Origin of the sequence: Paenarthrobacter sp. CC6 (assembly GCF_040560085.1) — a bacterium.
In the GTDB taxonomy this organism is placed as follows: domain Bacteria; phylum Actinomycetota; class Actinomycetes; order Actinomycetales; family Micrococcaceae; genus Arthrobacter; species Arthrobacter nicotinovorans.
The window spans coordinates 1-22,244 of record NZ_JARDAN010000008.1 but is presented as its reverse complement, the minus strand read 5'-3'; the positions used below and the strand labels follow the sequence as shown (position 1 = coordinate 22,244).

At 63.6% G+C, this 22,244-nt stretch carries 15 protein-coding genes; 11 read left to right on the top strand and 4 right to left on the bottom strand.

Features of this window, described 5'->3' with window-relative positions:
- The first annotated feature begins 95 nt into the window (after positions 1 to 95).
- The 9 genes from PV760_RS08805 to metG all read left to right on the top strand — a co-directional run bounded on the left by PV760_RS08805 (position 96) and on the right by metG (position 13,946).
- The gene (locus tag PV760_RS08805; RefSeq protein ID WP_018776262.1) at positions 96 to 1,016 is read left to right on the top strand and encodes a LysR family transcriptional regulator; all 921 of its coding nucleotides are present in this window, start codon (positions 96 to 98) and stop codon (positions 1,014 to 1,016) included.
- A gap of 110 nt (positions 1,017 to 1,126) precedes the next feature.
- Positions 1,127 to 2,845, top strand: coding sequence for a dihydroxy-acid dehydratase (gene ilvD / locus PV760_RS08800; RefSeq protein ID WP_018776261.1), 1,719 nt, complete (start codon positions 1,127 to 1,129; stop codon positions 2,843 to 2,845).
- A 287-nt stretch (positions 2,846 to 3,132) separates the two neighbouring features.
- Positions 3,133 to 5,037 (top strand): acetolactate synthase large subunit, encoded by a 1,905-nt coding sequence (locus PV760_RS08795; protein ID WP_018776260.1) that lies wholly within the window; start codon positions 3,133 to 3,135, stop codon positions 5,035 to 5,037.
- 2 nt (positions 5,038 to 5,039) lie between these two features.
- Positions 5,040 to 5,552: an acetolactate synthase small subunit gene (gene ilvN / locus PV760_RS08790; RefSeq protein ID WP_011775174.1), complete on the top strand. Its 513-nt coding sequence runs from the start codon at positions 5,040 to 5,042 to the stop codon at positions 5,550 to 5,552.
- A gap of 113 nt (positions 5,553 to 5,665) precedes the next feature.
- On the top strand, positions 5,666 to 6,691 hold the full coding sequence (ilvC, locus tag PV760_RS08785; RefSeq protein ID WP_018776259.1) for a ketol-acid reductoisomerase: 1,026 nt from the start codon (positions 5,666 to 5,668) through the stop codon (positions 6,689 to 6,691).
- Between the two features lie 291 nt (positions 6,692 to 6,982).
- Positions 6,983 to 8,578 carry a phosphoglycerate dehydrogenase gene (serA, locus tag PV760_RS08780; RefSeq protein WP_018776258.1) on the top strand — a complete coding sequence of 532 codons (1,596 nt, stop codon included), beginning with the start codon at positions 6,983 to 6,985 and terminating at the stop codon, positions 8,576 to 8,578.
- 211 nt (positions 8,579 to 8,789) lie between these two features.
- The gene (locus tag PV760_RS08775; RefSeq protein ID WP_354627584.1) at positions 8,790 to 11,600 is read left to right on the top strand and encodes an FtsX-like permease family protein; all 2,811 of its coding nucleotides are present in this window, start codon (positions 8,790 to 8,792) and stop codon (positions 11,598 to 11,600) included.
- Positions 11,597 to 12,352, top strand: coding sequence for an ABC transporter ATP-binding protein (locus PV760_RS08770; RefSeq protein ID WP_018776256.1), 756 nt, complete (start codon positions 11,597 to 11,599; stop codon positions 12,350 to 12,352). The genes PV760_RS08775 and PV760_RS08770 overlap by 4 nt, the downstream gene beginning before the upstream one ends.
- 34 nt (positions 12,353 to 12,386) lie before the next feature.
- Positions 12,387 to 13,946, top strand: coding sequence for a methionine--tRNA ligase (gene metG / locus PV760_RS08765; RefSeq protein ID WP_055972232.1), 1,560 nt, complete (start codon positions 12,387 to 12,389; stop codon positions 13,944 to 13,946).
- A 110-nt stretch (positions 13,947 to 14,056) separates the two neighbouring features.
- On the opposite strand, the gene PV760_RS08760 is transcribed toward metG, so the two are convergent.
- The 4 genes from PV760_RS08760 to PV760_RS08745 form a co-directional block, all read right to left on the bottom strand.
- Positions 14,057 to 16,525 (bottom strand): ABC transporter permease, encoded by a 2,469-nt coding sequence (locus PV760_RS08760; protein WP_354627583.1) that lies wholly within the window; start codon positions 16,523 to 16,525, stop codon positions 14,057 to 14,059.
- A 3-nt stretch (positions 16,526 to 16,528) separates the two neighbouring features.
- Entirely contained in the window at positions 16,529 to 17,323 is a 795-nt protein-coding gene (locus PV760_RS08755; protein ID WP_354627582.1) for an ABC transporter ATP-binding protein, read from the bottom strand.
- Between the two features lie 86 nt (positions 17,324 to 17,409).
- Positions 17,410 to 18,123 (bottom strand): response regulator, encoded by a 714-nt coding sequence (locus PV760_RS08750; RefSeq protein ID WP_018776252.1) that lies wholly within the window; start codon positions 18,121 to 18,123, stop codon positions 17,410 to 17,412.
- Between the two features lie 3 nt (positions 18,124 to 18,126).
- On the bottom strand, positions 18,127 to 19,311 hold the full coding sequence (locus PV760_RS08745) for a sensor histidine kinase (RefSeq protein WP_110503984.1): 1,185 nt from the start codon (positions 19,309 to 19,311) through the stop codon (positions 18,127 to 18,129).
- Positions 19,312 to 19,435: 124 nt separating this feature from the next.
- Between PV760_RS08745 and PV760_RS08740 the strand changes: the two genes are divergently transcribed.
- Both PV760_RS08740 and PV760_RS08735 read left to right on the top strand, forming a co-directional pair.
- The gene (locus PV760_RS08740) at positions 19,436 to 20,488 is read left to right on the top strand and encodes a 3-isopropylmalate dehydrogenase (RefSeq protein ID WP_193589715.1); all 1,053 of its coding nucleotides are present in this window, start codon (positions 19,436 to 19,438) and stop codon (positions 20,486 to 20,488) included.
- Between the two features lie 118 nt (positions 20,489 to 20,606).
- On the top strand, positions 20,607 to 21,719 hold the full coding sequence (locus PV760_RS08735) for a branched-chain amino acid aminotransferase (RefSeq protein WP_018776249.1): 1,113 nt from the start codon (positions 20,607 to 20,609) through the stop codon (positions 21,717 to 21,719).
- Positions 21,720 to 22,244 lie beyond the last annotated feature (525 nt).

Here is a 22,244-nt window from a genome sequence, read left to right as displayed (position 1 = left end):
TGGTCGGCCGGTCCCCGGAATTGATCAGATTACTGAGGAAGGTCGGGCGGCAAATTCTTTGGAAGGAATTCCTGCCCGTCGCCTAGTCTGGCTGCATGGACTTCAAAAGGCTGCAGATTCTGCGGGAGCTGGCTGATCGCCAAAGCGTGGGCGCCACCGCAGATGCCATGAATGTCACTGCTTCCGCCGTTTCCCAGCAGTTGAAGACCCTGCAGGCCGAATTGGGCGTGACCCTGGTGGAAAAGGCCGGCAGGGGAGTGCAGCTGACTGAGGCCGGACACGCCATGGCTGCTGCAGCCGCCGAAATAGCTACAGCCATGGCCCGCGCTGAGTCCACCGTCGACAGCTACCGGAAAGGCTGGCAGACCAATGTTTCAGCGGCATTCTTTCCAAGTGCGGCGGAAATGCTGCTGCCGGGAATGCTGCATCGTGTAGCCGCTGTGGAGGGACTGGGCTTCGATGCCCATTTCGAGGATCCGGGAACGGCACATTTTGCTCCTTTGGTGGCCGACTATGACATTGTGCTGGCGCACAGCGTGGATGGGCCCGAGGTCTTTGCCCGGCCGGGACTAGCGGTAGTCCCGCTGCTGGAGGAAGCACTCGACGTTGCCATGCCTGCCGGGCACCCGCTGGCGTCCAAAGCGCGGTTGACTCCGGAGGACGTGGTGGACCACCCCTGGATCGGCGTTCCTGAGGGATTCCCCTTTGACGCGGTCCTTCGGCAAATCGAAGTCCATGCAGGCAAGCACGCCACGCGCGGCCAGCGTTATCCGGACCTGAGGGTCCTTGAAGCGCTGGTGGGAGCAGGCCACGGAATCTGCCTCCTTCCCCGTTATACGGCCCGCGCCAGTGCACGGAGGGGATTGGTCCTCCGTCCGCTCACGGGAGTAAAGGCGAGCAGAAGCATCGTCGCCCTGTCACGGCAGGAAGTGGCCGCACGGGCCACGATTGCAGGCGTGCTGGAGATGCTCCAGGCTGAGGCTGCCGGGATCGCCCGCCAGTCGGGCGACACCTGAGCCGCCGGCGCAACTCCACATGTGCCGGGTTTCCGCAATAATTGCCGGTTCGGGCTTAACCCGGCGGGGAAGAAGCGCTGGCGCCACCAGGTGCACATAGACTTTGGACCATGACCGACACCAACATTGCTACAGACAACACGCCGGACATCAAACCCCGCAGCCGGGTCGTCACCGATGGCATTCATGCCGCTCCCGCCCGTGGCATGTTCCGCGCCGTCGGCATGGGCGATGACGACTTTGCCAAACCCCAGATTGGTGTCGCCAGCTCGTGGAACGAAATTACCCCCTGCAACCTCTCCCTTAACCGGCTCGCGCAGGGCGCCAAGGAAGGCGTCCATGCCGGCGGTGGCTTCCCGATGCAGTTCGGCACGATCTCCGTATCGGACGGCATTTCCATGGGCCATGAAGGCATGCACTTCTCGCTCGTCTCCCGCGAAGTCATTGCCGACTCCGTGGAGACCGTGATGCAGGCCGAGCGCATTGATGGTTCGGTCTTGCTGGCCGGTTGCGACAAGTCCCTCCCGGGGATGCTCATGGCGGCCGCCCGCCTGGACCTCGCTTCGGTGTTCCTCTACGCCGGTTCGATCATGCCGGGCTGGGTCAAGCTCGAAGACGGTTCGGAGAAAGAAGTCACCCTCATCGACGCTTTCGAAGCGGTGGGTGCCTGCGCCGCCGGGAAGATGAGCATGGAGGACCTCACCCGCATCGAAAAGGCCATCTGTCCCGGCGAGGGCGCCTGTGGCGGCATGTACACGGCCAACACCATGGCGTGCATCGGCGAAGCCCTTGGCATGTCCCTCCCGGGCTCGGCGGCACCGCCGTCGGCAGACCGCCGTCGTGATGACTTTGCGCGCAAGTCCGGCGAAGCGGTGGTCAACCTGCTGCGCCTGGGCATCACCGCGCGCGACATCATGACCAAGAAGGCCTTCGAAAATGCCATCGCCGTGACCATGGCGTTCGGCGGTTCCACCAACGCCGTGCTGCACTTGCTGGCGATCGCCCGTGAGGCAGAGGTCGAACTGACGCTGGATGACTTCAACCGCATCGGGGACAAGATTCCGCACCTCGGCGACTTGAAGCCCTTTGGGCGTTACGTCATGACCGACGTCGACAAGATCGGCGGCGTGCCGGTCATCATGAAGGCGCTGCTCGACGCCGGCCTGCTGCACGGCGACTGCCTCACCGTCACCGGCAAGACCCTCGCCGAGAACCTCGCCTCCATCAATCCGCCGGATCTGGATGGCAAGATCCTCCGCGCGCTGGACAACCCGATCCACAAGACCGGCGGCATCACCATCCTCCACGGATCCATGGCGCCCGAGGGCGCTGTGGTCAAGAGCGCCGGCTTCGATGCCGACGTCTTCGAGGGAACCGCCCGTGTGTTCGAGCGCGAGCAGGGCGCCCTGACGGCCTTGGATAATGGCGAGATCCACAAGGGCGACGTTGTGGTCATTCGCTACGAGGGCCCCAAGGGCGGCCCGGGCATGCGCGAAATGCTTGCCATTACCGGCGCCATCAAGGGCGCGGGGTTGGGCAAGGACGTGCTGCTGCTGACTGATGGCCGCTTCTCGGGCGGCACCACCGGCTTGTGCATCGGCCACGTTGCGCCGGAAGCCGTCGACGGCGGTCCGATCGCCTTTGTGCAGGACGGCGACCGCATCCGTGTCGACATCGCTGCCCGTTCGTTCGACCTCCTGGTTGATGATGCGGAGCTCGAAGCCCGCAAGGAGGGCTGGCAGCCGCTGCCCGCCAAGTTCACCAAGGGTGTGCTGGCAAAGTACGCAAAACTGGTCCACAGTGCTTCCACGGGAGCTTACTGCGGATAATTTCCTGTCTTGGACTCCGCTCCGGCAATGGGGCGGAGTCCGGCAGGCGGACATCGCTGTCCAAATAGTGAGATACGATAGTGGTCAATTGACACGTATCTCACTTTGAGGGAACACTGAACGCATGATCACATTCGTTACCGTCGGCGTCGTCGTCCTTACCAAGCGCGTGGCTTAGCCCGACTGGTAACGAACCGTCACGCGCAAACCCCTCGAAGAGCCGCAAGGCTGAGGGGTTTTTTTATTCCCAAGACCCACCCATTGAAGATCCACTAAGGAAGAGTCCGATGAGCAAAGGATCGCCGATCAGCCCCTCGCTGATGGCTGCAAAGTCCGCTGGAGCCCACAAAGCTCCGGAAAAGGTCGACCGATCGGCGGAGTCCGTCGTCGTCGATTCTGCTGCACCTCTCTCTCCTGTACTCGGGCCGAACACCGTTGTACCCCCGACGGTGATGACCGGCTCGCAAGCAATTGTCCGTTCGCTCGAAGAACTCGGCGTGGACGATATTTTTGGTTTGCCCGGTGGCGCGATCCTGCCCACCTATGACCCCTTGATGGCCTCCAGCATGAATCACATCCTGGTCCGTCACGAACAGGGAGCCGGCCACGCCGCGCAAGGCTACGCCATGGTTACCGGACGGGTTGGCGTTTGCATCGCCACCTCGGGACCCGGTGCCACCAACCTCGTTACCGCCATCATGGATGCCCACATGGACTCCGTGCCGATGGTGGCCATCACCGGCCAGGTCGCCAGTGGAGTCATCGGCACCGATGCCTTCCAGGAAGCGGACATCGTGGGAATCACGATGCCCATCACCAAGCACTCATTCCTGGTGACCGACCCCAACGACATTCCGCACGTCATGGCCGAAGCCTTCCACCTGGCATCCACCGGCCGGCCCGGTCCGGTCCTGGTGGACATCGCCAAGGATGCCCAGGTCGGCCAGATGACGTTCTCGTGGCCACCGAAAGTGGATCTGCCCGGGTACCGTCCCGTGGTCCGCGGGCACAACAAGCAGGTCCGCGAAGCGGCCAAGCTGATCGCAGCATCCAGCAAGCCTGTTCTCTACGTGGGCGGCGGCGTGGTCAAGGGCCACGCATCTGCAGAACTGATGGAACTCGCTCTGGCTACCGGCGCTCCCGTGGTCACCACCCTCATGGCCCGCGGAGCGTTCCCGGACTCCCACCCGCAACACGTCGGCATGCCCGGCATGCACGGTTCGGTCTCCGCGGTCACCGCCCTCCAGCAGGCAGATCTGCTGATCACCCTGGGTGCCCGCTTCGATGACCGCGTGACGGGTGTCCTGAAGACCTTCGCGCCCTTTGCAAAGGTCATTCACGCCGACATCGACCCCGCGGAAATCTCCAAGAACCGTACGGCCGATGTCCCGATCGTAGGGTCGGTCAAGGAAATCATTCCGGAACTCACGGAGGCCGTGAAGACCCAGTTCGAGCAGAGCGGTGCTCCGGACCTCGATGCATGGTGGGCCTTCCTGGGCAACCTGCGCGAGACCTACCCGCTCGGTTGGACGGAGCCCGAAGACGGACTGTCCGCCCCGCAGCGCGTCATCAAGCGCATTGGTGAACTCACGGGTCCGGAAGGCATATACGTTGCAGGCGTTGGCCAGCACCAGATGTGGGCCGCCCAGTTCATCAAGTACGAGCGCCCGCATGCCTGGCTGAACTCCGGTGGTGCCGGCACCATGGGCTACTCGGTTCCCGCGGCGATGGGCGCCAAGGTAGGTGAGCCGGACCGCGTGGTCTGGGCCATTGATGGAGACGGCTGCTTCCAGATGACCAACCAGGAACTGGCTACCTGCGCCATCAACAACATCCCCATCAAGGTGGCCATCATCAACAACTCCTCGCTGGGCATGGTCCGCCAATGGCAGACCCTGTTCTACGAGGGCCGCTACTCGAACACCGATTTGAACACCGGCCACGACACCGTCCGGATTCCGGACTTCGTCAAGCTGGCGGATGCCTATGGCTGTGCAGCCTTGCGTTGTGAGCGTGACGAGGACATCGACGCCACCATCCAGAAGGCGCTTGAGATCAATGACCGCCCGGTGGTCATCGACTTCGTTGTGAGCCCCAACTCGATGGTGTGGCCGATGGTGCCTTCGGGCGTCAGCAATGACCAGATCCAGGTTGCCCGCAACATGACCCCGGAATGGGAAGAGGAGGACTAGACATGAGCCGTCACACATTGTCCGTTCTGGTCGAAGACAAGCCCGGCGTGCTGACCCGCGTGGCCAGCCTCTTCGCCCGGCGCGCGTTCAACATCAATTCACTTGCTGTGGGCCCCACCGAGGTTCCCGGGATGTCCCGCATGACGGTCGTCGTCGATGCCGACGGCGATCTCATCGAGCAAGTCACCAAGCAGCTCAACAAACTGGTCAACGTGATCAAGATTGTGGAGCTGACTTCCGAATCTTCCGTACAGCGTGACCACATCCTGGTCAAGGTACGTGCGGATGCCGCGACACGTCTGCAGGTTACCCAGGCTGCAGACCTGTTCCGTGCCGCTGTCGTCGACGTGTCCACAGACTCGTTGGTGATCGAGGCAACCGGTACCCCCGAGAAGCTCGCAGCGCTTTTGTCAGTGCTCGAGCCGTTCGGCATCCGTGAAATCGTGCAGTCCGGCACCTTGGCCGTTGGACGGGGATCCCGCTCCATGAGTGACAGGGCGCTACGCTCCGCGTAAAACCAGGCGCGATGGGTCAGCGGATTTCGTTGGCCCGTCCCGCCGAGCGTTGCGTCCAGAACCGCAGCACCACATCAATATCTACGAAAAACCACTCAAGAGGAGTTACGCAAGTGACTGAAATGTTCTACGACGACGACGCAGACCTGTCGATCATCCAGGGCCGCAAGGTAGCCATCGTTGGCTACGGCTCCCAGGGCCACGCCCACGCACTGAACCTGCGCGATTCCGGCGTCGAGGTTGTCATTGCACTCAAGGACGGCTCGAAGTCGACCGCCAAGGCCGAAGACGCAGGTTTCACGGTCAAGAACGTAGCCGACGCCGCCGAATGGGCCGACGTCATCATGATCCTGGCGCCGGACCAGCACCAGCGCGCAATCTACAACGACTCCATCAAGGACAAGCTGACCGAGGGCAAGGCACTTGCGTTCGCCCACGGCTTCAACATCCGCTTCGGCTACATCGAAGCACCGGCCGGCGTTGACGTCATCCTGATCGCCCCGAAGGCACCGGGGCACACTGTGCGCCGCGAATTCGAAGCCGGCCGTGGCATCCCGGACATCATCGCCGTCGAGCAGGACGCTTCCGGTTCCGCTTGGGACCTGGCCAAGTCCTACGCCAAGGCAATCGGCGGCACCCGCGCAGGCGTCATCAAGACCACCTTCACCGAAGAGACCGAAACCGATCTCTTCGGCGAGCAGGCTGTTCTCTGCGGTGGCGTTTCCCAGCTCGTCCAGTACGGCTTCGAAACCCTCACCGAAGCCGGCTACCAGCCGCAGATCGCCTACTTCGAGGTTCTCCACGAGCTCAAGCTCATTGTTGACCTCATGTGGGAGGGCGGCATCGCCAAGCAGCGTTGGAGCGTTTCCGACACCGCCGAGTACGGTGACTACGTCTCCGGTCCCCGCGTCATCACCCCCGAGGTGAAGGAGAACATGAAGGCTGTCCTCGCGGACATCCAGAACGGTGCTTTCGCAAAGCGCTTCATCGACGACCAGGACAACGGCGCAACCGAGTTCAAGGAACTCCGCGCCAAGGCCGAGAAGCACCCGATCGAAGAAGTTGGCCGCGAGCTGCGTTCACTGTTCTCCTGGCAGCAGCAGGACGCCGACTACGTCGAAGGTTCCGCAGCCCGCTGATTGCCCCTCGTGGCAGCAGCACTGCACCAGCATTAAGCAGCGACGCCCGTCCGGCGAGTTTCAGCCGGGCGGGTGTCGCCGTTTCCAGCACCGTTTCTCCACCGAATTGCACTCCCGGTGGTGCTGTGAACTTCTTCACATCGCTTCCGGTCCGGCCGTAACATCCCTCGCCGGCACCGGAAACACGGCCCGGATTCGATATTCTGGGCTGGTCCCGGCGCCGTGCCCCGGGCCACGCATCCGCTCCTTGTCCAGTTCTGTCCCAAGTTGTCCAAAGTAAGGTGCCACCCCGTGTCAGCCAGCAAACCCGTAGTCCTCCTCGCTGAGGAACTTTCGCCCGCAACAGTCGAGGCATTGGGCCCGGATTTTGAAATCCGCCAGACCGACGGTGCCGACCGTTCCCAGCTGCTGTCTGCCATCGCCGACGTCGATGCCATCCTGGTCCGCTCTGCCACCCAGGTGGACGCCGAGGCAATTGCCGCGGCGAAGAACCTCAAGGTCATCGCCCGTGCAGGAGTAGGACTGGACAACGTGGACATCAAGTCCGCGACGCAGGCCGGCGTCATGGTGGTCAATGCGCCGACGTCCAACATCGTCTCGGCCGCGGAGCTCACCGTGGGTCACATCCTCAGCCTCGCCCGCCACATTCCGCAGGCCAGCGCGGCGCTGAAGAACGGCGAATGGAAGCGTTCCAAGTACACCGGCATCGAACTCTTCGAGAAGAAGATCGGCATCATCGGCCTGGGCCGCATCGGCGCCTTGGTGGCAGCACGGCTCCAGGGCTTCGAAACCGAAATCCTTGCCTATGACCCCTACATCACCTCTGCCCGGGCGGCGCAGTTGGGCGTCAAGCTGGTCACGCTGGATGAACTTCTGGAGAACGCTGACTTCATCACCATCCACATGCCCAAGACGCCGGAAACGGTAGGCATGCTCGGCGCCGACGCCTTCCGCAAGATGAAGGAATCCGCTTATGTCATCAACGTTGCCCGCGGCGGCCTGATTGACGAAGAAGCGCTTTACATCGCATTGAAGGAAGGCCAGATCGCAGGCGCCGGCGTGGACGTTTTCGTCAAGGAGCCCAGCACCGACCTGCCGTTCTTCGAACTCGACAACGTCGTAGTCACCCCGCACCTCGGCGCATCCACCGACGAAGCCCAGGAGAAGGCCGGCGTTTCAGTCGCCAAGTCTGTCCGCCTGGCCCTCGCCGGTGAGCTCGTGCCGGATGCCGTGAATGTTGCCGGTGGCGTTATTGCTTCCGATGTCCGTCCGGGCATCCCGCTGATCGAAAAGCTGGGCCGGATCTTCACTGCGCTCACCCACGCTTCGCTGACGCAGATCGACGTCGAAGTTGCCGGTGAGATCGCTGCCCTGGACGTCAAGGTTCTTGAGCTGGCAGCCCTGAAGGGTGTGTTCGCCGATGTTGTCACGGAGCAGGTTTCCTACGTCAACGCACCGGTCATCGCCGAGCAGCGCGGCATCAACACCCGGCTCATCACCACGCCGGAGGCTGAGGACTACCGCAACGTCCTGACCATCCGCGGTGCCCTCAGTGACGGTTCGCAGATCTCGGTGGCCGGCACCCTGACCGGTCCCAAGCAGGTCGAGAAGCTGGTAGGCGTCAACGGCTACGACGTCGAAATCCCCATCAGCGAGCACCTCGTGGTGGTGGCCTATGCCGACCGCCCCGGTGTCATCGGCACCATCGGCCACATCCTCGGCATGAACAACATCAACATCGGTGGCATGCAGGTTGCCCGCCAGACTGAAGGCGGCCAGGTTCTGGCCCTCCTGACCATCGACAGTTCAGTTCCGCAGCAGGTGCTCGAAGCCATCAAGGCCGGCATTGGCGCAGACATGGTACGCGAAGTGGACCTGGAGGACTAGGACTGATCCACATCAGCTGAAGTCCGCGTGCCGGCGACACACCTTTGGCACGCAGAAGTGGCCGGTCTGCTTACAATGGCTGGGTCCGGGATTCGGACCCGGCAGCAGGCCGGCCACAACTTTCAGCACACCCAGCCCGGTATTCCGCTGTGTTTTTTCAGGATTACCGGACAATGTGTGCGCGCCCGCAATCAAGGTCTCAGGGAGCCCAATGAACGCCGTCCAAAGGTTCATCAGAAGCCGTGTGCTGCTGCTGACCGCGGCCATTTTGATCGTCGCAATGTGCTTGTCCGTCCTCGTTCAGAGCCAGTCGCAGGCGGCTCTGAACCGGACAGTGGACGAGAACTCGCGGGGACTCTACGACATCCTGGTCCAGGCCAAGCCTGACCAGTCACAAAAGGACGACGGTGGTTCCCTGATCCAGCCGGAAATCGCCAACGGCCAGGGCGGAATCAGCTTCGACCAGTTGGAGAAAATCCGGGGCATGGGCCAGACCGCCGTGGCAGCCCCCATCAGCCTTGTCTCGCGGGTGTCCCAGAACCTTGAAGCTCCGCGCCTGAACGCGATGGACTACCTGGGGTACAACGCAGGACTCGCCGGAGCCGTGACGGCAGGGGACCCCTCTGCCATGGATGCCAACAAGTGGCCCGCCGCGGAGTCCGTGTTTTCTGATTCTCCCAAGAAGTACCGTTTGACCGCGTCCGCCACGAGCTCTGACGGCGTCAAGGAGCAAACACTCTTCAAGACCAGCGCCGAGGGCACCTTGGGCAAGGGCCGCCTGGTGCAGGAGCAGGCAGCAGGCGGAAGCAACGTCCGGATCGCCGGCCCCGATGGCGAGACCGGCATCAAGTTCCCGGCACCCGCACTCGGCTCCGAGCACAACCTCTTCAATCTCTCGGTAGCGCTTCCCATGGCGCCCGAGGTGACCGAGTCCGTCGTCGCCGTCGATCCCGCCTCTGAAAGGGCATTGCTGGGTTCCGCAGGCGACTTCCTGGCACCGCTGGAGAAGGCACCGCCTGCAGACGCACGCGACGCCGGCGCCATCGGCCGCCACTTCGAAAGCCTTTTCACCACGGGCCTCACCATGGACCAGTTGGAAGAAGGACCCGACTTCCTCGGCGTGAAGCTCAAGTACTGGGCGCCGCTCATGACGCAGTACCAGCAGGCAAAGCGTGACGGACTTCTGACCGCTGATTCGAAGGCCATTCCGTTGATCGTGCGGACGGGCACGTCCCTGGACCTGAAGTACTCGGTGAAGATCGAGGAACTGGACGCCAGCGGGAAAGTGGTCAAGGACGTAGGAACTGTCACCAAGTCCTTGGACAAGGACTACCTGCCCTTCGTTTCGAAGTCCCCGTTCGCCCTTGAATGGCCCGGTTCCACTGACCACAGCCAGTTGCTGGGCAGCACCGCTGCCTTCAGCCAGGGACTCTACAACCCCGCCACCTGGAGCACCGCTTTCGCTGCCGCCCCGCAGTACAAGGACGGCGACGAAGCTGCCAATGGTGCCTCCGACAAGAGCGCGACGCCGGGGGACTGGGTAACCGTCAACCGCCTGCCCGAGAAGTCCTCCTTCGGCGCTGCCGTGGACCAGACCCAGCGTAAGCCCGTGGACGAGCGCTCTTACCGGGAAGACCTTGAGACAGGCAAGAAGCCTGCGGCACCCCTGCCCATGGTTTACGGCACCTTTGACCCCGCCGCGGTCCAGGCTGCGGCCGGCGATGTCAACAAGCTCCCCTTGGGCGGATACGACCCCACGCCCATGAGCCTGACCAAGGACGCAGAAGGCAAAGACGTCGAGGGCAAGGAACTCAAGCCCTCACTCAGCGCGACGGGCCTCGTCAGCCAGTCCGCGGGCGCCATCACCGATTACTACGGTCTTGCGGCTGCCCGCGGTTACGACTCCAACGCCAACGTCATTGACGCAGTGCGGGTCCGTGCATCCGCCACCGGCAACTGGAAGACCGCCCAGCCCGAGGTCGAGAAGCTGGCAGCACAAATCCGTGAACTCGGTCTGGAAGCCACCGTCGTGGCCGGCTCCGCCCGCGAAGACGCCAACATCTTCGTGCCCGGATACAGCAAGGACGACGCCGGGAAGGAGTCTCCGCTGGGCACCGTCCAGCAGTCATGGGTCCGGCAGAATGCGGCTGACGCCGTCTCCGGCTCCCTGACCGGAACCAACATCACGCTGCTGTTCCTGACGTTGCTCGGTGCCACGCTCCTCACAGGAGCGTCCACTGTCAGCTATATCCGCCAACGCAGAAGCGAGGCAGGCATCCTGCGCGCCATGGGCTGGACCCAGAAGCGCATCCGCTCCTGGGTGCTGGAAGAGTTCGCTGTAGGCGCTGCGGCACTGGCTGCTGCAGGCGTCATCCTCAGCCTCCTGAGCTGGAACATTGCCACCGTCATTGTGTCGGTGACCATGCTGGTCATCTACAGTGCCGCCGCCCTCCTGGCGGCTCAGCAGCTGCGCCACCGTGTGGTGATAGACCAGGAACCCCAGCACGACGAGCGACTGGTCACCGTTGACTCACCCCTGACGTTCGCCAACAGGCAGCTGACCACAAACCGGTTCAACTCCATCTCCCTCGCTGTCGCCGTGGGCGTGTTTGGCGCCGCAGTGGGTGCACTGATCGCGCTGCTGATCGACATCCCCCGCGCGGCAGGTGCCAGCGCCCTCAGTGGCCTGGCCGCGGCCAGTATCGCTTTGCCAAGCGTGATCCTCGCTGTCTTCGGAGTCGTGGTCGGTCTCTTGCTGACCTTGGTCACCGGCAGGTTCGAGCTCCATGCCAAGCGGGAATACCTTGGTACCTTGCGGGCCATGGGCTGGAACCCGGACATGCTGGGCCAGGTCCGGTTCTTCGAAAACGCACTTGTCGGCACAGTGGCACTTCCCTTGGGTGTCCTCGGTGCCCTGGGGCTTGGTTTGCTCCTGGCCCCCTACGCAGCCCTGTGGGCCGGGCTCGCCGGTCTGCTGGCCGTAATTTGCTGGATTCCCATTGCAACGAAAGTAGTCAAATGACTGACAACCTCAACCCCGAGCTGACGGCCACCCCGGAATCCACGGAAGAGTCGCTGCAGACCAGGGCCAACACCATCGTGAGGGCCGCTGACCACGCAACCCCGCTGGAGCTGAGCAGGGTCACTATCCACTACGGCGGTGACAAGGGCGGTGCTGAGGAAGTCGACGTCGTCGACGACTTCAACCTGACCCTCCACGCCGGCGAGATGCACTGTGTCGCGGGACGAAGCGGCTCCGGTAAAACCAGTATCCTCACGGTCAGCGCCGGACTGACGCTGCCGACGTCGGGCAAGGTCTTCTGGGAGGGCCAGCCGCTGGACGCCATGGGCGACGACGAAATCGCGGACCGCCGCCGTGCACTGATCGGCTACGTGGATCAAGGCGGTGCCCTGATCGATGGCATGAGCGCCTTGGAGAACGTGTTGCTGCCCGCTGTCCCGGACGGCGAAGTCGAACAGCGCACTGAGATGGCGAAGGACCTCCTGGACCTCGTGGGCCTTGGGCGCCGAATGCGCCACCGCCCGGCCCAGCTCTCCGGCGGTGAGCGCCAGCGCGTGGCGATCGCCCGGGCCCTGATCCTTGGCACCCGCGTTCTGGTGGTCGACGAACCGACGGCAAGCCTTGACCGGGCCGCCGCCAACCGCATCATTGGCATCCTGAAGGACACCACCAGCGACGGCATCGCGGTGTTGGTTGCATCGCACGACCACGAGCTGGTTCGTCTCAGCGATACGCTGACCGAACTTAACTAAGCTATTTCATCCGAAAAAAAGGTAACTTCTTAGAGTGACGTCTCCAGAGAAATCCCCGTTCTACATCACCACCGCAATCAGCTACCCCAATGGCGTGCCGCACATCGGCCACGCCTATGAGGTCATTGCGACTGATGCCATGGCGCGCTTCAAGCGCCTTGACGGCCATGAAGTTTTCTTCATGACCGGGACGGACGAGCACGGCCTCAAGATGCAGCAGTCCGCGGAGAAGGAAGGCCTCACGGCCAAGCAGCTCGCGGACCGCAACTCTGCCGCCTTCAAGCAGATGAGCCTGGACCTGGGCATCTCGTACGACCGTTTCATCCGCACTACGGACGCGGACCACTACACGGCCTCGCAGGCCATCTGGAAGAAGATGGAAGCCAACGGCGACATCTACCTTTCCAAGTACGAAGGCTGGTACTCGGTCCGCGACGAAGCGTATTACGTTGAGGACGACACCGTGGTGAAGGAGGACGGTCTCCGCTATTCCAAGGAAACCGACACCCTGGTTACCTGGACTGCCGAGGAAAGCTACTTCTTCCGGCTTTCCAACTACCAGGAAAAGCTCCTGGAGCTGTACGAAGCCCGCCCTGAATTCGGTGCTCCACAGTCACGTTTCAACGAGGTCATCAGCTTCGTAAAGCGTGGGCTCGAGGACCTGTCCATCAGCCGCACAACCTTTGACTGGGGCGTTCCGGTCCCGGGTGACGAAAAGCACGTCATGTACGTGTGGGTCGACGCCCTGACGAACTACCTGACCGGCGTGGGCTACCCTGACGTGGAGTCCGAGTCCTTCAGGAAGTTCTGGCCGGCCGATGTACACGTGATCGGCAAGGACATTTCGCGCTTCCACGCTATCTACTGGCCTGCGTTCCTGATGAGCGCCGGACTGGAACTGCCCGAGCGCGTCATGATCCACGGCTTCCTCACCAACAACGGTGTGAAGATGTCCAAGTCCCTCGGCAATGTTGTTGCTCCCCAGGACTTCGTGGCGCAGTACGGCCTGGACCAGTGCCGGTACTTCTTCCTCCGTGAGGTTCCGTTCGGCGCTGACGGCAACTACAACCACGAGGCCATCGTCGGCCGCATGAACGCGGATCTCGCCAACAACTTCGGCAATCTTGCCCAGCGTTCCTTGTCCATGGTGGCGAAGAACTGCGACGGCAAGGTTCCGCAGCCCGGTGCGTTCACGTCCGAGGACGAAGCGCTCCTGGAGCAGGCCGGTGCGTTGCTGGAGACTGCCCGGAGTGCCTTCGAAAAGCAGGAGTTCAGCCGGGCGCTCGAAGCCATCTGGACTGTTTTGGGCGATACAAACGCCTACTTCGCCGAACAGGCTCCGTGGGTACTGCGCAAGACGGACATCGAGCGCATGAACACGGTCCTGTACGTCACGTTGGAGGTCGTCCGGATCGTGGCGATCCTCGCCCAACCGGTCATGCCGACGTCGTCCGCGAAGCTCCTTGACGTCCTCGGCCAGCCCGAAGGCGAGGCACGCCTCTTTGCCGCCATCGCGACGCCGCTGGCGGCGGGCACCGAGCTGCCTGCGCCTGCGCCGGTGTTCCCGCGTTACGAGGAGCCGGCCGAGGCATAAACCCTCGATCAGCTACCAGCCTTAAATAAGAAACGCTCCCGCACTTTCTCCCGGTACAACCGGGGAAAGTGCGGGAGCGTTTCCCGTTCACGTGCAATGAGCCGGAGCGACTACGCCGTGGCCAGTCCTTCGACCGGCGACAGCCGGGCCGCCCGGCGGGCAGGTATCACTGACGCCAGGAGACCGGCCACCACCGCGACAGCGAAGACCGCCGCCAACTGAAGCCATGGCACCGTCGGTATCACGGTGGCCACGCCGCCCAGGGTGGCCTGCGCGCCAAGCCAGCCGTACACGATCCCCATACCCGCACCCATGATGGCGGCGACGCCGGCGACGAGCACTGCCTCGATCGCCAACATCCCGCGCAGCTGGCCCGTCGTCAGGCCCAGGGCACGCAGCAGCGAGTTCTCCCGGGTCCGTTCCAGGACTGAGAGGGACAAGGTGTTGGCGACACCGATCAAGGCGATCACCACCGCAACCCCGAGGAGCCCTGTCACCACCAGGAGAAGGACATCGATGATGCTGTTGAAGGTGACCCGCTCGATCGCGGCACCACTGACGGTCCGTTCATGGACACCCAGTGCCGTAGCTATCTCCTTCTGCAGGGCCTGGACCCGGTCCCCGGATACGGAATCGTCCAGTTTCACCCACACCATGCCCGGTACCCCGGCCAGGGGACCGGAGCCTACGCTGGAGGACTCCACGAACGCCGGGACGTGGCGGGTACGCAGGACCTTGGCGTCGAGGGTGACCTGGCCGCCCGCCGTCGACAACCTAGCTGGTCCTTCCGGCGAGTCTTCCGGCAGGTAGACAGTGCCGGGGCTTGGCTTCAGATGGTTGTCCCGCAGGACAGAAGCGGCATCGGCTGCGGACAGGCCGTAAACGGCGGTTCCGCCGGAGGCGTCGTCCTGGATGGCGCCTACCGGCTGAAGCAGGACCGCAGAGCTGACGCCATCGAGCCCCTTGATCCGGGAGACAGCCTGTGCGGGGTCGCCGGAACCGCTGCCTTCCGTCGCTGTCTGCGCGGAAAGATCCACCGGATAGTTCTCCGCCAAGGTGTCGTTGAACGCCTGGCGGGACGTTGCTGCGCCGGTCATCATGAGGGAGACCAGCGTGACGCCGATCAACAGCGCCGCCGCCGTTGCCGAGGTACGTGCCGGGTTGCGGGTGGCATTCACCGCTGCGAGCTTGCCTGGAACACCAGCCGGTGCCGCCAGACGGCCGGCAAGGGCAACCACCGTGGGTATGAACAGCGTGGAGCACAGCAGGATGCCCACAAAGGACGCGGCGCCGCCCAGCAAGGCCACGCCAAGCACCACATTGATGCTGCCGTACACCAGCAGCGCAGCTCCACCAAGCAAAGCTGCCAGGCCCACGAAGAGCCTGACCTTGCCGCGACGGTTCCGGACGGAGGCGTCATCGGCCGGCCGCAGCGCTGCAAGAGGGGCGACGGCGGTGGCCGCCTTCGCCGGGACCAGCGCCGCCACCACGGTCAGCAGCGTTCCGGCCACCAAACCGGCAATGATGGCCGACGGCGGCACGGCCAACGTGGCGAATGCCTGCTCAGGCTGGGACCTGGCCCAGGCAATCAGGGCGGTCATCAGGCCAGTCGCAGCGAGGACGCCCAGCACCGAGGAGATGAAGCCGACGACAAGGGCTTCAAGCATCACCGAGCCACGGATCTGTCCCCGTCCGGCGCCGAGGCAACGCAGGAGCGCGAGCTCCCTGGTCCGCTGGGCCACCAGCACGGAGAACGTATTCGCCACCACCAACGTAGAGACCAGGATGGCAATGCCGGCGAAGGCAAGGAGGACGATCGTCAGCTGGTCCTGACCAGCGCTCAGCATCGCGACCGTCGAGGTCACCTTCTCCTGCGCGGTCTCAAGCACCGGCTCCACCGCTCCTGCGGCTTCCATCCGGTGGGCGATGTACTCCTTGGCCGATGAAACATCCTCACCGGGTTTGAGGGCGAACTGCAGCCCGGAGAAACCAGCGCCCGCGTCCTGCACCGCATTAAGGACGGACTCGGAAGCAACAAGCTGCGCCGCTGAAGAGGAGAAGGGGTCGTTGGTGGCCTGGAGCAGGCCTGAAATGGTGACCTTCGCATTCTTGACCGGACCACCCCCCTGCAACACCAGCGTGCTGCCAACCGCCAGGCCAAGGTGCCCGGCGGTCTTGACGTCGATCGCTGCCTCCAAGGCGTTGGCGGGCATGGAACCGGAACTGATCACAGCACCCTCCAGGGACGCTGGTGCCAGGTTCCGCAGGCGCCCGTACTGCTCGCCGCCGCCGGCCTGGAACGTCACGTAGGTGGACCGCTCGGCGTAACTGGCCTCCACGGCCGGGGCGGACGCCGCAGCATCCACGGCAGCGTGGGTGAAGGGCTCGCCGTTCTTGGACGTGGCAACGAGATCTGCGTTGCGGTAAGCCTCCCCGATGCTTGCGCCCAGGGAGGCATTGGTACTGGCGCCGACCATGAGCGTTGAGGACAGGAACATCACGGACAACATGACGGCAAGTCCGATGGCAATGAACCGCCGGAAATGCGTCGTCAATTGCGAAAGGGCAACACGCAACATGCCTCAGGCCCCCAGCTTGCCGAGGGCCGTCAGGACGGAGTCCGCCGTGGGCTGGTGGATCTCGCCCACCAGGCCGCCGTCGCTCATCAACACCACCCGGTCCGCGTAGCTGGCCGCCACAGGATCATGGGTGACCATGATGATGGTCTGGCCCATCTCCTGGCTGCTCCGGCGCAGCAGGGCAAGGACCTCGCCGCCCGCCTTGGAGTCCAGGTTGCCCGTAGGCTCGTCGCCGAACACGACGTCGGGCCGCGTCAGCAGTGCCCGGGCTACTGCCACACGCTGCTGCTGGCCGCCGGACAGCTCATGGGGACGGTGCTTCAACCTGTCCTTCAACCCAAGGGTGCCAACAACGGTTTCCAGCCACCCGGCGTCGGCCGTTGTACCTGCCAAGGCGAGCGGAAGCGTGATGTTCTGCTCGGCCGTCAAGGTGGGCACCAGATTGAAGGCCTGGAAAACGAAACCGATCCGCTCGCGGCGAAGCGCCGTGAGCTGCCGGTCATTGAGTCCGGTGAGCTCCGTTCCGCCCAGGACGATCCTGCCGGAATCGGCTGTATCGAGCCCCGCCAGGCAGTGCATAAGCGTTGATTTGCCGGAGCCCGACGGGCCCATGATGGCCGTGAACTTCCCGGCGTCGAAGCTCACCGAGACTTCGTTCAAGGCCGTCACGCTGGTATTGGCGCGGCCGTAGCTCTTGGTCAGTTTGAAAGCCTCGACGGCGGGACGCGCCTGGGCGGCGTCCGATCCTTCGGGGCGACCGGTTCCGTGGGGATGGGGGAGAGGCGTGAAAGTCGTCATGGTTCCACGCTATGGTCCGGCCCCTGCCTGCGGGATCGGGCTGTGGGCCCATTACCGCCGGGCCGTGCTCATACCGTGGTCTGAGCCTAGGTCCCCGGAGACACAACCCCGGTCTCGTAGGCGATGACCACTACCTGCACCCGGTCCCGGGCTCCCAGCTTGGCCAGAATGTGCCCCACATGGGTCTTCACCGTAGCTTCCGAAAGGAACAGCCCAGCTGCGATCTCGGGATTGGACTGTCCCTGCGCAATGAGCTGGAAGACCTCGCGCTCGCGGTTCGTGAGGGACTCGACGGCGGCCGCGTGCTCGCTCTGCTCGGGCGTCTGGGTCCTGAGCAGGGGTGCCACGTGGTCCAGCAAGCGGCGGGTGGTGGAGGGCGCGATGACCGCGTCCCCCCGGTACACGGTGCGGATGGCTTCGAGGAGTTCTTCCGGCGGTGCATCCTTCAGGAGGAACCCGCTGGCGCCGGCCTGGATGGCGGCCAGCGCATATTCATCGAGGTCGAAGGTTGTGAGGACGACGATCTTGACCTCTGCGCGTTGCGAACCCCGGGGTTGCGATGCTGCCTGCTCCAGGATGCGGCGGGTGGCTTCAATGCCGTCCATCCCGGGCATGCGGACATCCATAAGGACCACGTCCGCGGCCGTGGCGCTGAGCGCTTGAAGGGCTTCGATGCCGTTGCCTGCTTCGGCGACCACGTCGAGGTCCGGCTGCGAATTGATGAGCATGCCAAGGCCCGAACGGACCAGTTGCTGGTCATCGACGAGTGCGACCCGGATGGGTGCGGGGAGTTCAGGCATTGCTCAGGCCTCCGAATAGGGAATGAAAGCGGACACACGAAAACCGCCGCCTTGTACGGGGCCGGCCGTCAATGAACCATCGTAGAGCGAGACCCGCTCTCCCATTCCGCGCAGCCCGTTTCCGCCGCCTGCCGCCGGCGGATCGGCAGCGGCGCCCCGGCCGTCGTCGACGATGTCCAGTTGGAGGCCGCGGCCTTGCCAGGTCAGCGTCACATTCGCGGTGGCCTTGGGGCCGGCGTGCTTCATGACGTTCGTGAGGGATTCCTGGATGATGCGGTAGGCGGTGAGTTCGGCTCCGGCAGGAAGGGACCTCCGCGGGGTGCCCACCTGCTCGAAGCCCACCTGGAGGGACGCCGCCCGGAAGCCCAGGAGCAGTTCGTCCAGATCCGAGAGCCGGGGTTGCGGGCGTGTGGGGGAGTCCTCGTCCGAGCGCAGGATGCCCAGGAGCCTCCGCATTTCGCCCAGCGAGTCCCGTCCCGTGGCGGCGATGGTGGCCAGTGCCTCGGTGGCAAGTTCCGGTTTGGCTGCGGCAGCGTACCGTGCCCCGTCCGCCTGCGTGATGATCACGGACAGCGAGTGCGCCACGATGTCGTGCATCTCCCGGGCAATGTGGGAGCGTTCGTCGGCGGCGGCCAGTTTCCGCTCCTGCAACTGCTCTACTTCCATTCGGCGGGTGCGGTCCTCGAGGGCTTGCAGCTGGAGCCTGCGGACTCGGGTGAGGTCACCGAGGGTCCAGCTCACGAGGACAAGCATCCAGATCAGCACGGTGTACAGGGCACCGATGGTGAGGCCCATGATGCCCGACTCCACACCCGTGGAGTATTCCCGCGATGTGAGCATCACGCCGCCGACCAGGCCGGCCACCAGCACGGTGCGGCTCGCCCAGGCCGGACCATACGCTGCGGTCGCGTAGATGACCAGCGGGACAGCTATCTGGCCGGCCACCGGCTCGGCACCCACCGACCACTGGATGAGGCACACCAGAATGACGACGCCGGCCGCAACCGCCGGGCGGGTGCGTCGCCAGGCGAGGGGCAACAGCAGGCTGCAGGAGAGCAGGAACAGCCAGGGGCGGTCAGCAAGGAGGTACACGGGGCCGAAGAGCAGGATCAGGATGCACGTTGCTGTCAGATCAACTGCAAAACGGTTGATGCGGAACCATTCGTATACTGCGTGCCTTCTATCCACGGTAAGACTCTATGTGCTGGGCCGGGGCTGGGCATCATGCCAGGGTCTGAGCCCGTTCACTGCCGAATGTTCGAGGAGTGAGACGATTTTGACCAGCATGTGGATTGCTTGGCTAGATAGACGTATGAGTGCATCGTCCATCAACCTCGCTGTCATCCCCGGCGACGGCATTGGCCCTGAGGTCATCGCCGAAGCCGTCAAGGTTCTCGAGAAAGCCGTAGCCGCCGAAGGCGTGGTTCTTGAGCAGACCCACTACAAGCTCGGTGCCCAGCACTGGCTTGAGACGGGCGAGACCCTGCCTGACGAGGTTCTTGAAGATCTCCGCACGCGTGATGCCATCCTCTTCGGTGCCGTGGGCGCAGCGCCCGGCGATACCCGAATTCCCTCCGGAATCATCGAACGCGAAATGCTCCTGAAGTTGCGCTTCAGCCTTGACCACTTTGTGAACCTACGTCCGTCGCGGCTCTATGGAACGGTCGGCAGCCCCTTGGCGAACCCCGGGACGATTGATTTCATTGTCGTCCGTGAAGGAACCGAAGGGCCCTACGTGGGCAACGGCGGGACTTTGCGCGGGGGCACCCCCCACGAAGTTGCCACAGAGGTTTCCCTCAACACCGCCCATGGTGTGGAGCGCGTAGTCCGCGATGCCTTCCGCCGGGCCAGCGAGCGTCCGCGCAAGCACGTTACGCTCGTCCACAAGCACAACGTCCTGGTCTTCGCCGGACACCTGTGGAAGCGGACCGTCGAGGCCGTGGCACAGGAATTCCCCGACGTCACCCACGATTACCTGCACATCGACGCGGCCACCATTTTCATGGTGACTGAACCTTCGCGCTTCGATGTGATCGTCACCGACAACCTCTTCGGCGACATCCTCACCGACCTCGCTGCTGCCGTCACCGGCGGTATCGGCCTGGCGGCATCGGGGAACATCAACATGGACCGCACGGCGCCGTCCATGTTCGAACCCGTACATGGCTCAGCTCCGGACATCGCCGGCCAGCAGAAAGCCGATCCAACCGCGGCCATCCTCTCCGCAGTGCTCCTTCTGGACCACCTTGGCTACACCACGGCGGCCCGCAAGATCGAAGCGGCAGTTATTGCCGACGTCGAGAACCGCGATGGAAAGCCGCGCAGCACAGCTGCCATTGGCGACGCCATTGCGGCCGCACTTTAGGCCCATTACTCAGGCGTAAGCTTGTCTTGAATTATTTATCTGCTTCCCTGGTCCATCGCTGAACCACACCCTTTGGGGGCCCGGTTCGCCATGCCAGGTAGCTGACTGTGGAGGAAACATGACTCAGACTGCCCATGGCGTCGAATTCAGCCAGCAGCTCTCGGAAAACCCGAAGTCTGCTGAGGAGCGTGCAGCCATCCTGGCGAACCCGGGATTTGGCGACTACTTCACCGACCACACCGCCGTCGTCGACTACAAAGTTGACGCCGATGGCAATGGCGGTTGGCAGAATGCCCGGATCGAGCCCTACGGCCCCATCTCCCTGGACCCCTCGGCTGCTGTCCTGCACTACGGCCAGGAAATCTTTGAGGGCCTGAAGGCTTACCGCCATGCCGATGGTTCCGTATGGACCTTCCGGCCCGAAGCCAACGCGGCACGACTGAACAAGTCCGCCCGCCGCCTGGCTCTTCCCGAGCTGCCTGAAGAGTACTTCCTGGGTGCCATCCGCGAACTCGTACAGGCGGACCAGCAGTGGGTTCCGTCCGGAGACGGCGAAGCACTCTACCTGCGTCCGTTCATGATCGCCACCGAGGCCTTCCTCGGCGTCAGGGCGGCGCGCGAGGTGTCCTTCCGCGTCATCGCATCTCCCGCCGGCAACTACTTCGGCGGCGAGCTCAAGCCGGTCTCCATCTGGATCTCCCGCGAGTACGCCCGCGCCGGCCGCGGTGGAACCGGTGCCGCCAAGTGCGGTGGCAACTACGCCGCGTCCCTGATCGCACAGCAGGAAGCCGAAGCGAACGGCTGCAAGCAGGTCCTGTTCCTGGACCACTTCAATGACGACGCCGTGGAAGAACTCGGCGGCATGAACGTCTTCTTCGTCATGAAGGACGGCTCCCTGGTGACTCCCGCTCTGAGCGGCACCATCCTCGAGGGCGTCACGCGCATGTCCGTCATCCAGGTCGCCCGGGACATGGGCCGCGAGGTCACCGAGCGGAAGATCACCCTGGACGAGTGGCGCGATGGAGTAGCATCCGGCGAGATCACCGAAGTTTTTGCCTGCGGTACAGCCGCGGTGATCACTCCGATCGGTGTCCTCAAGGATGCGACTGAGTCCATCGGCGCCGAGGACGCAAAGGCCGGGGAAACCACCATGGCCATTCGCGGGAAGCTCCTCGGAATCCAGACCGGAACTGTCGAGGACACGCACGGCTGGCTGACCCGGCTGGTCTGATCCTCAGGATTTCCTGGGACAACTGAAACGCACGACGGCGGTCCTGCCCTTGGTTTACAAGCGGCAGGGCCGCCGTTCTGCTTCCCGGACGCCTGCTCACATCCCACGTGTTTCCTTCCGACGCTTCCTCACATCCCGCGTGCTTCCTTCCGACGCTTCCTCACATCCCGCGTGCTTCCCATCGACGCTTGCTCACATCCCGCGTGTTTCCTTCCGACGCTTCCTCACGTTCCGCGTGTTTGAGCTGGTCGCTTCCTCACGTTCCGGGTGTTTGAGCTGGTCGCTTCTTCACGTTCCGGGTGTTTGAGCTGGTCGCTTCTTCACGTTCCGGGTGTTTGAGCTGGTCGCTTCTTCACGTTCCGGGTGTTTGAGCTGGTCGCTTCTTCACGTTCCGGGTGTTTGAGCTGGTCGCTTCTTCACGTTCCGGGTGTTTGAGCTGGTCGCTTCTTCACGTTCCGCGTGTTTGAGCTGGTCGCTTCTTCACATCCCGCGTGTTTGAGCTGGTCGCTTCTTCACGTTCCGGGT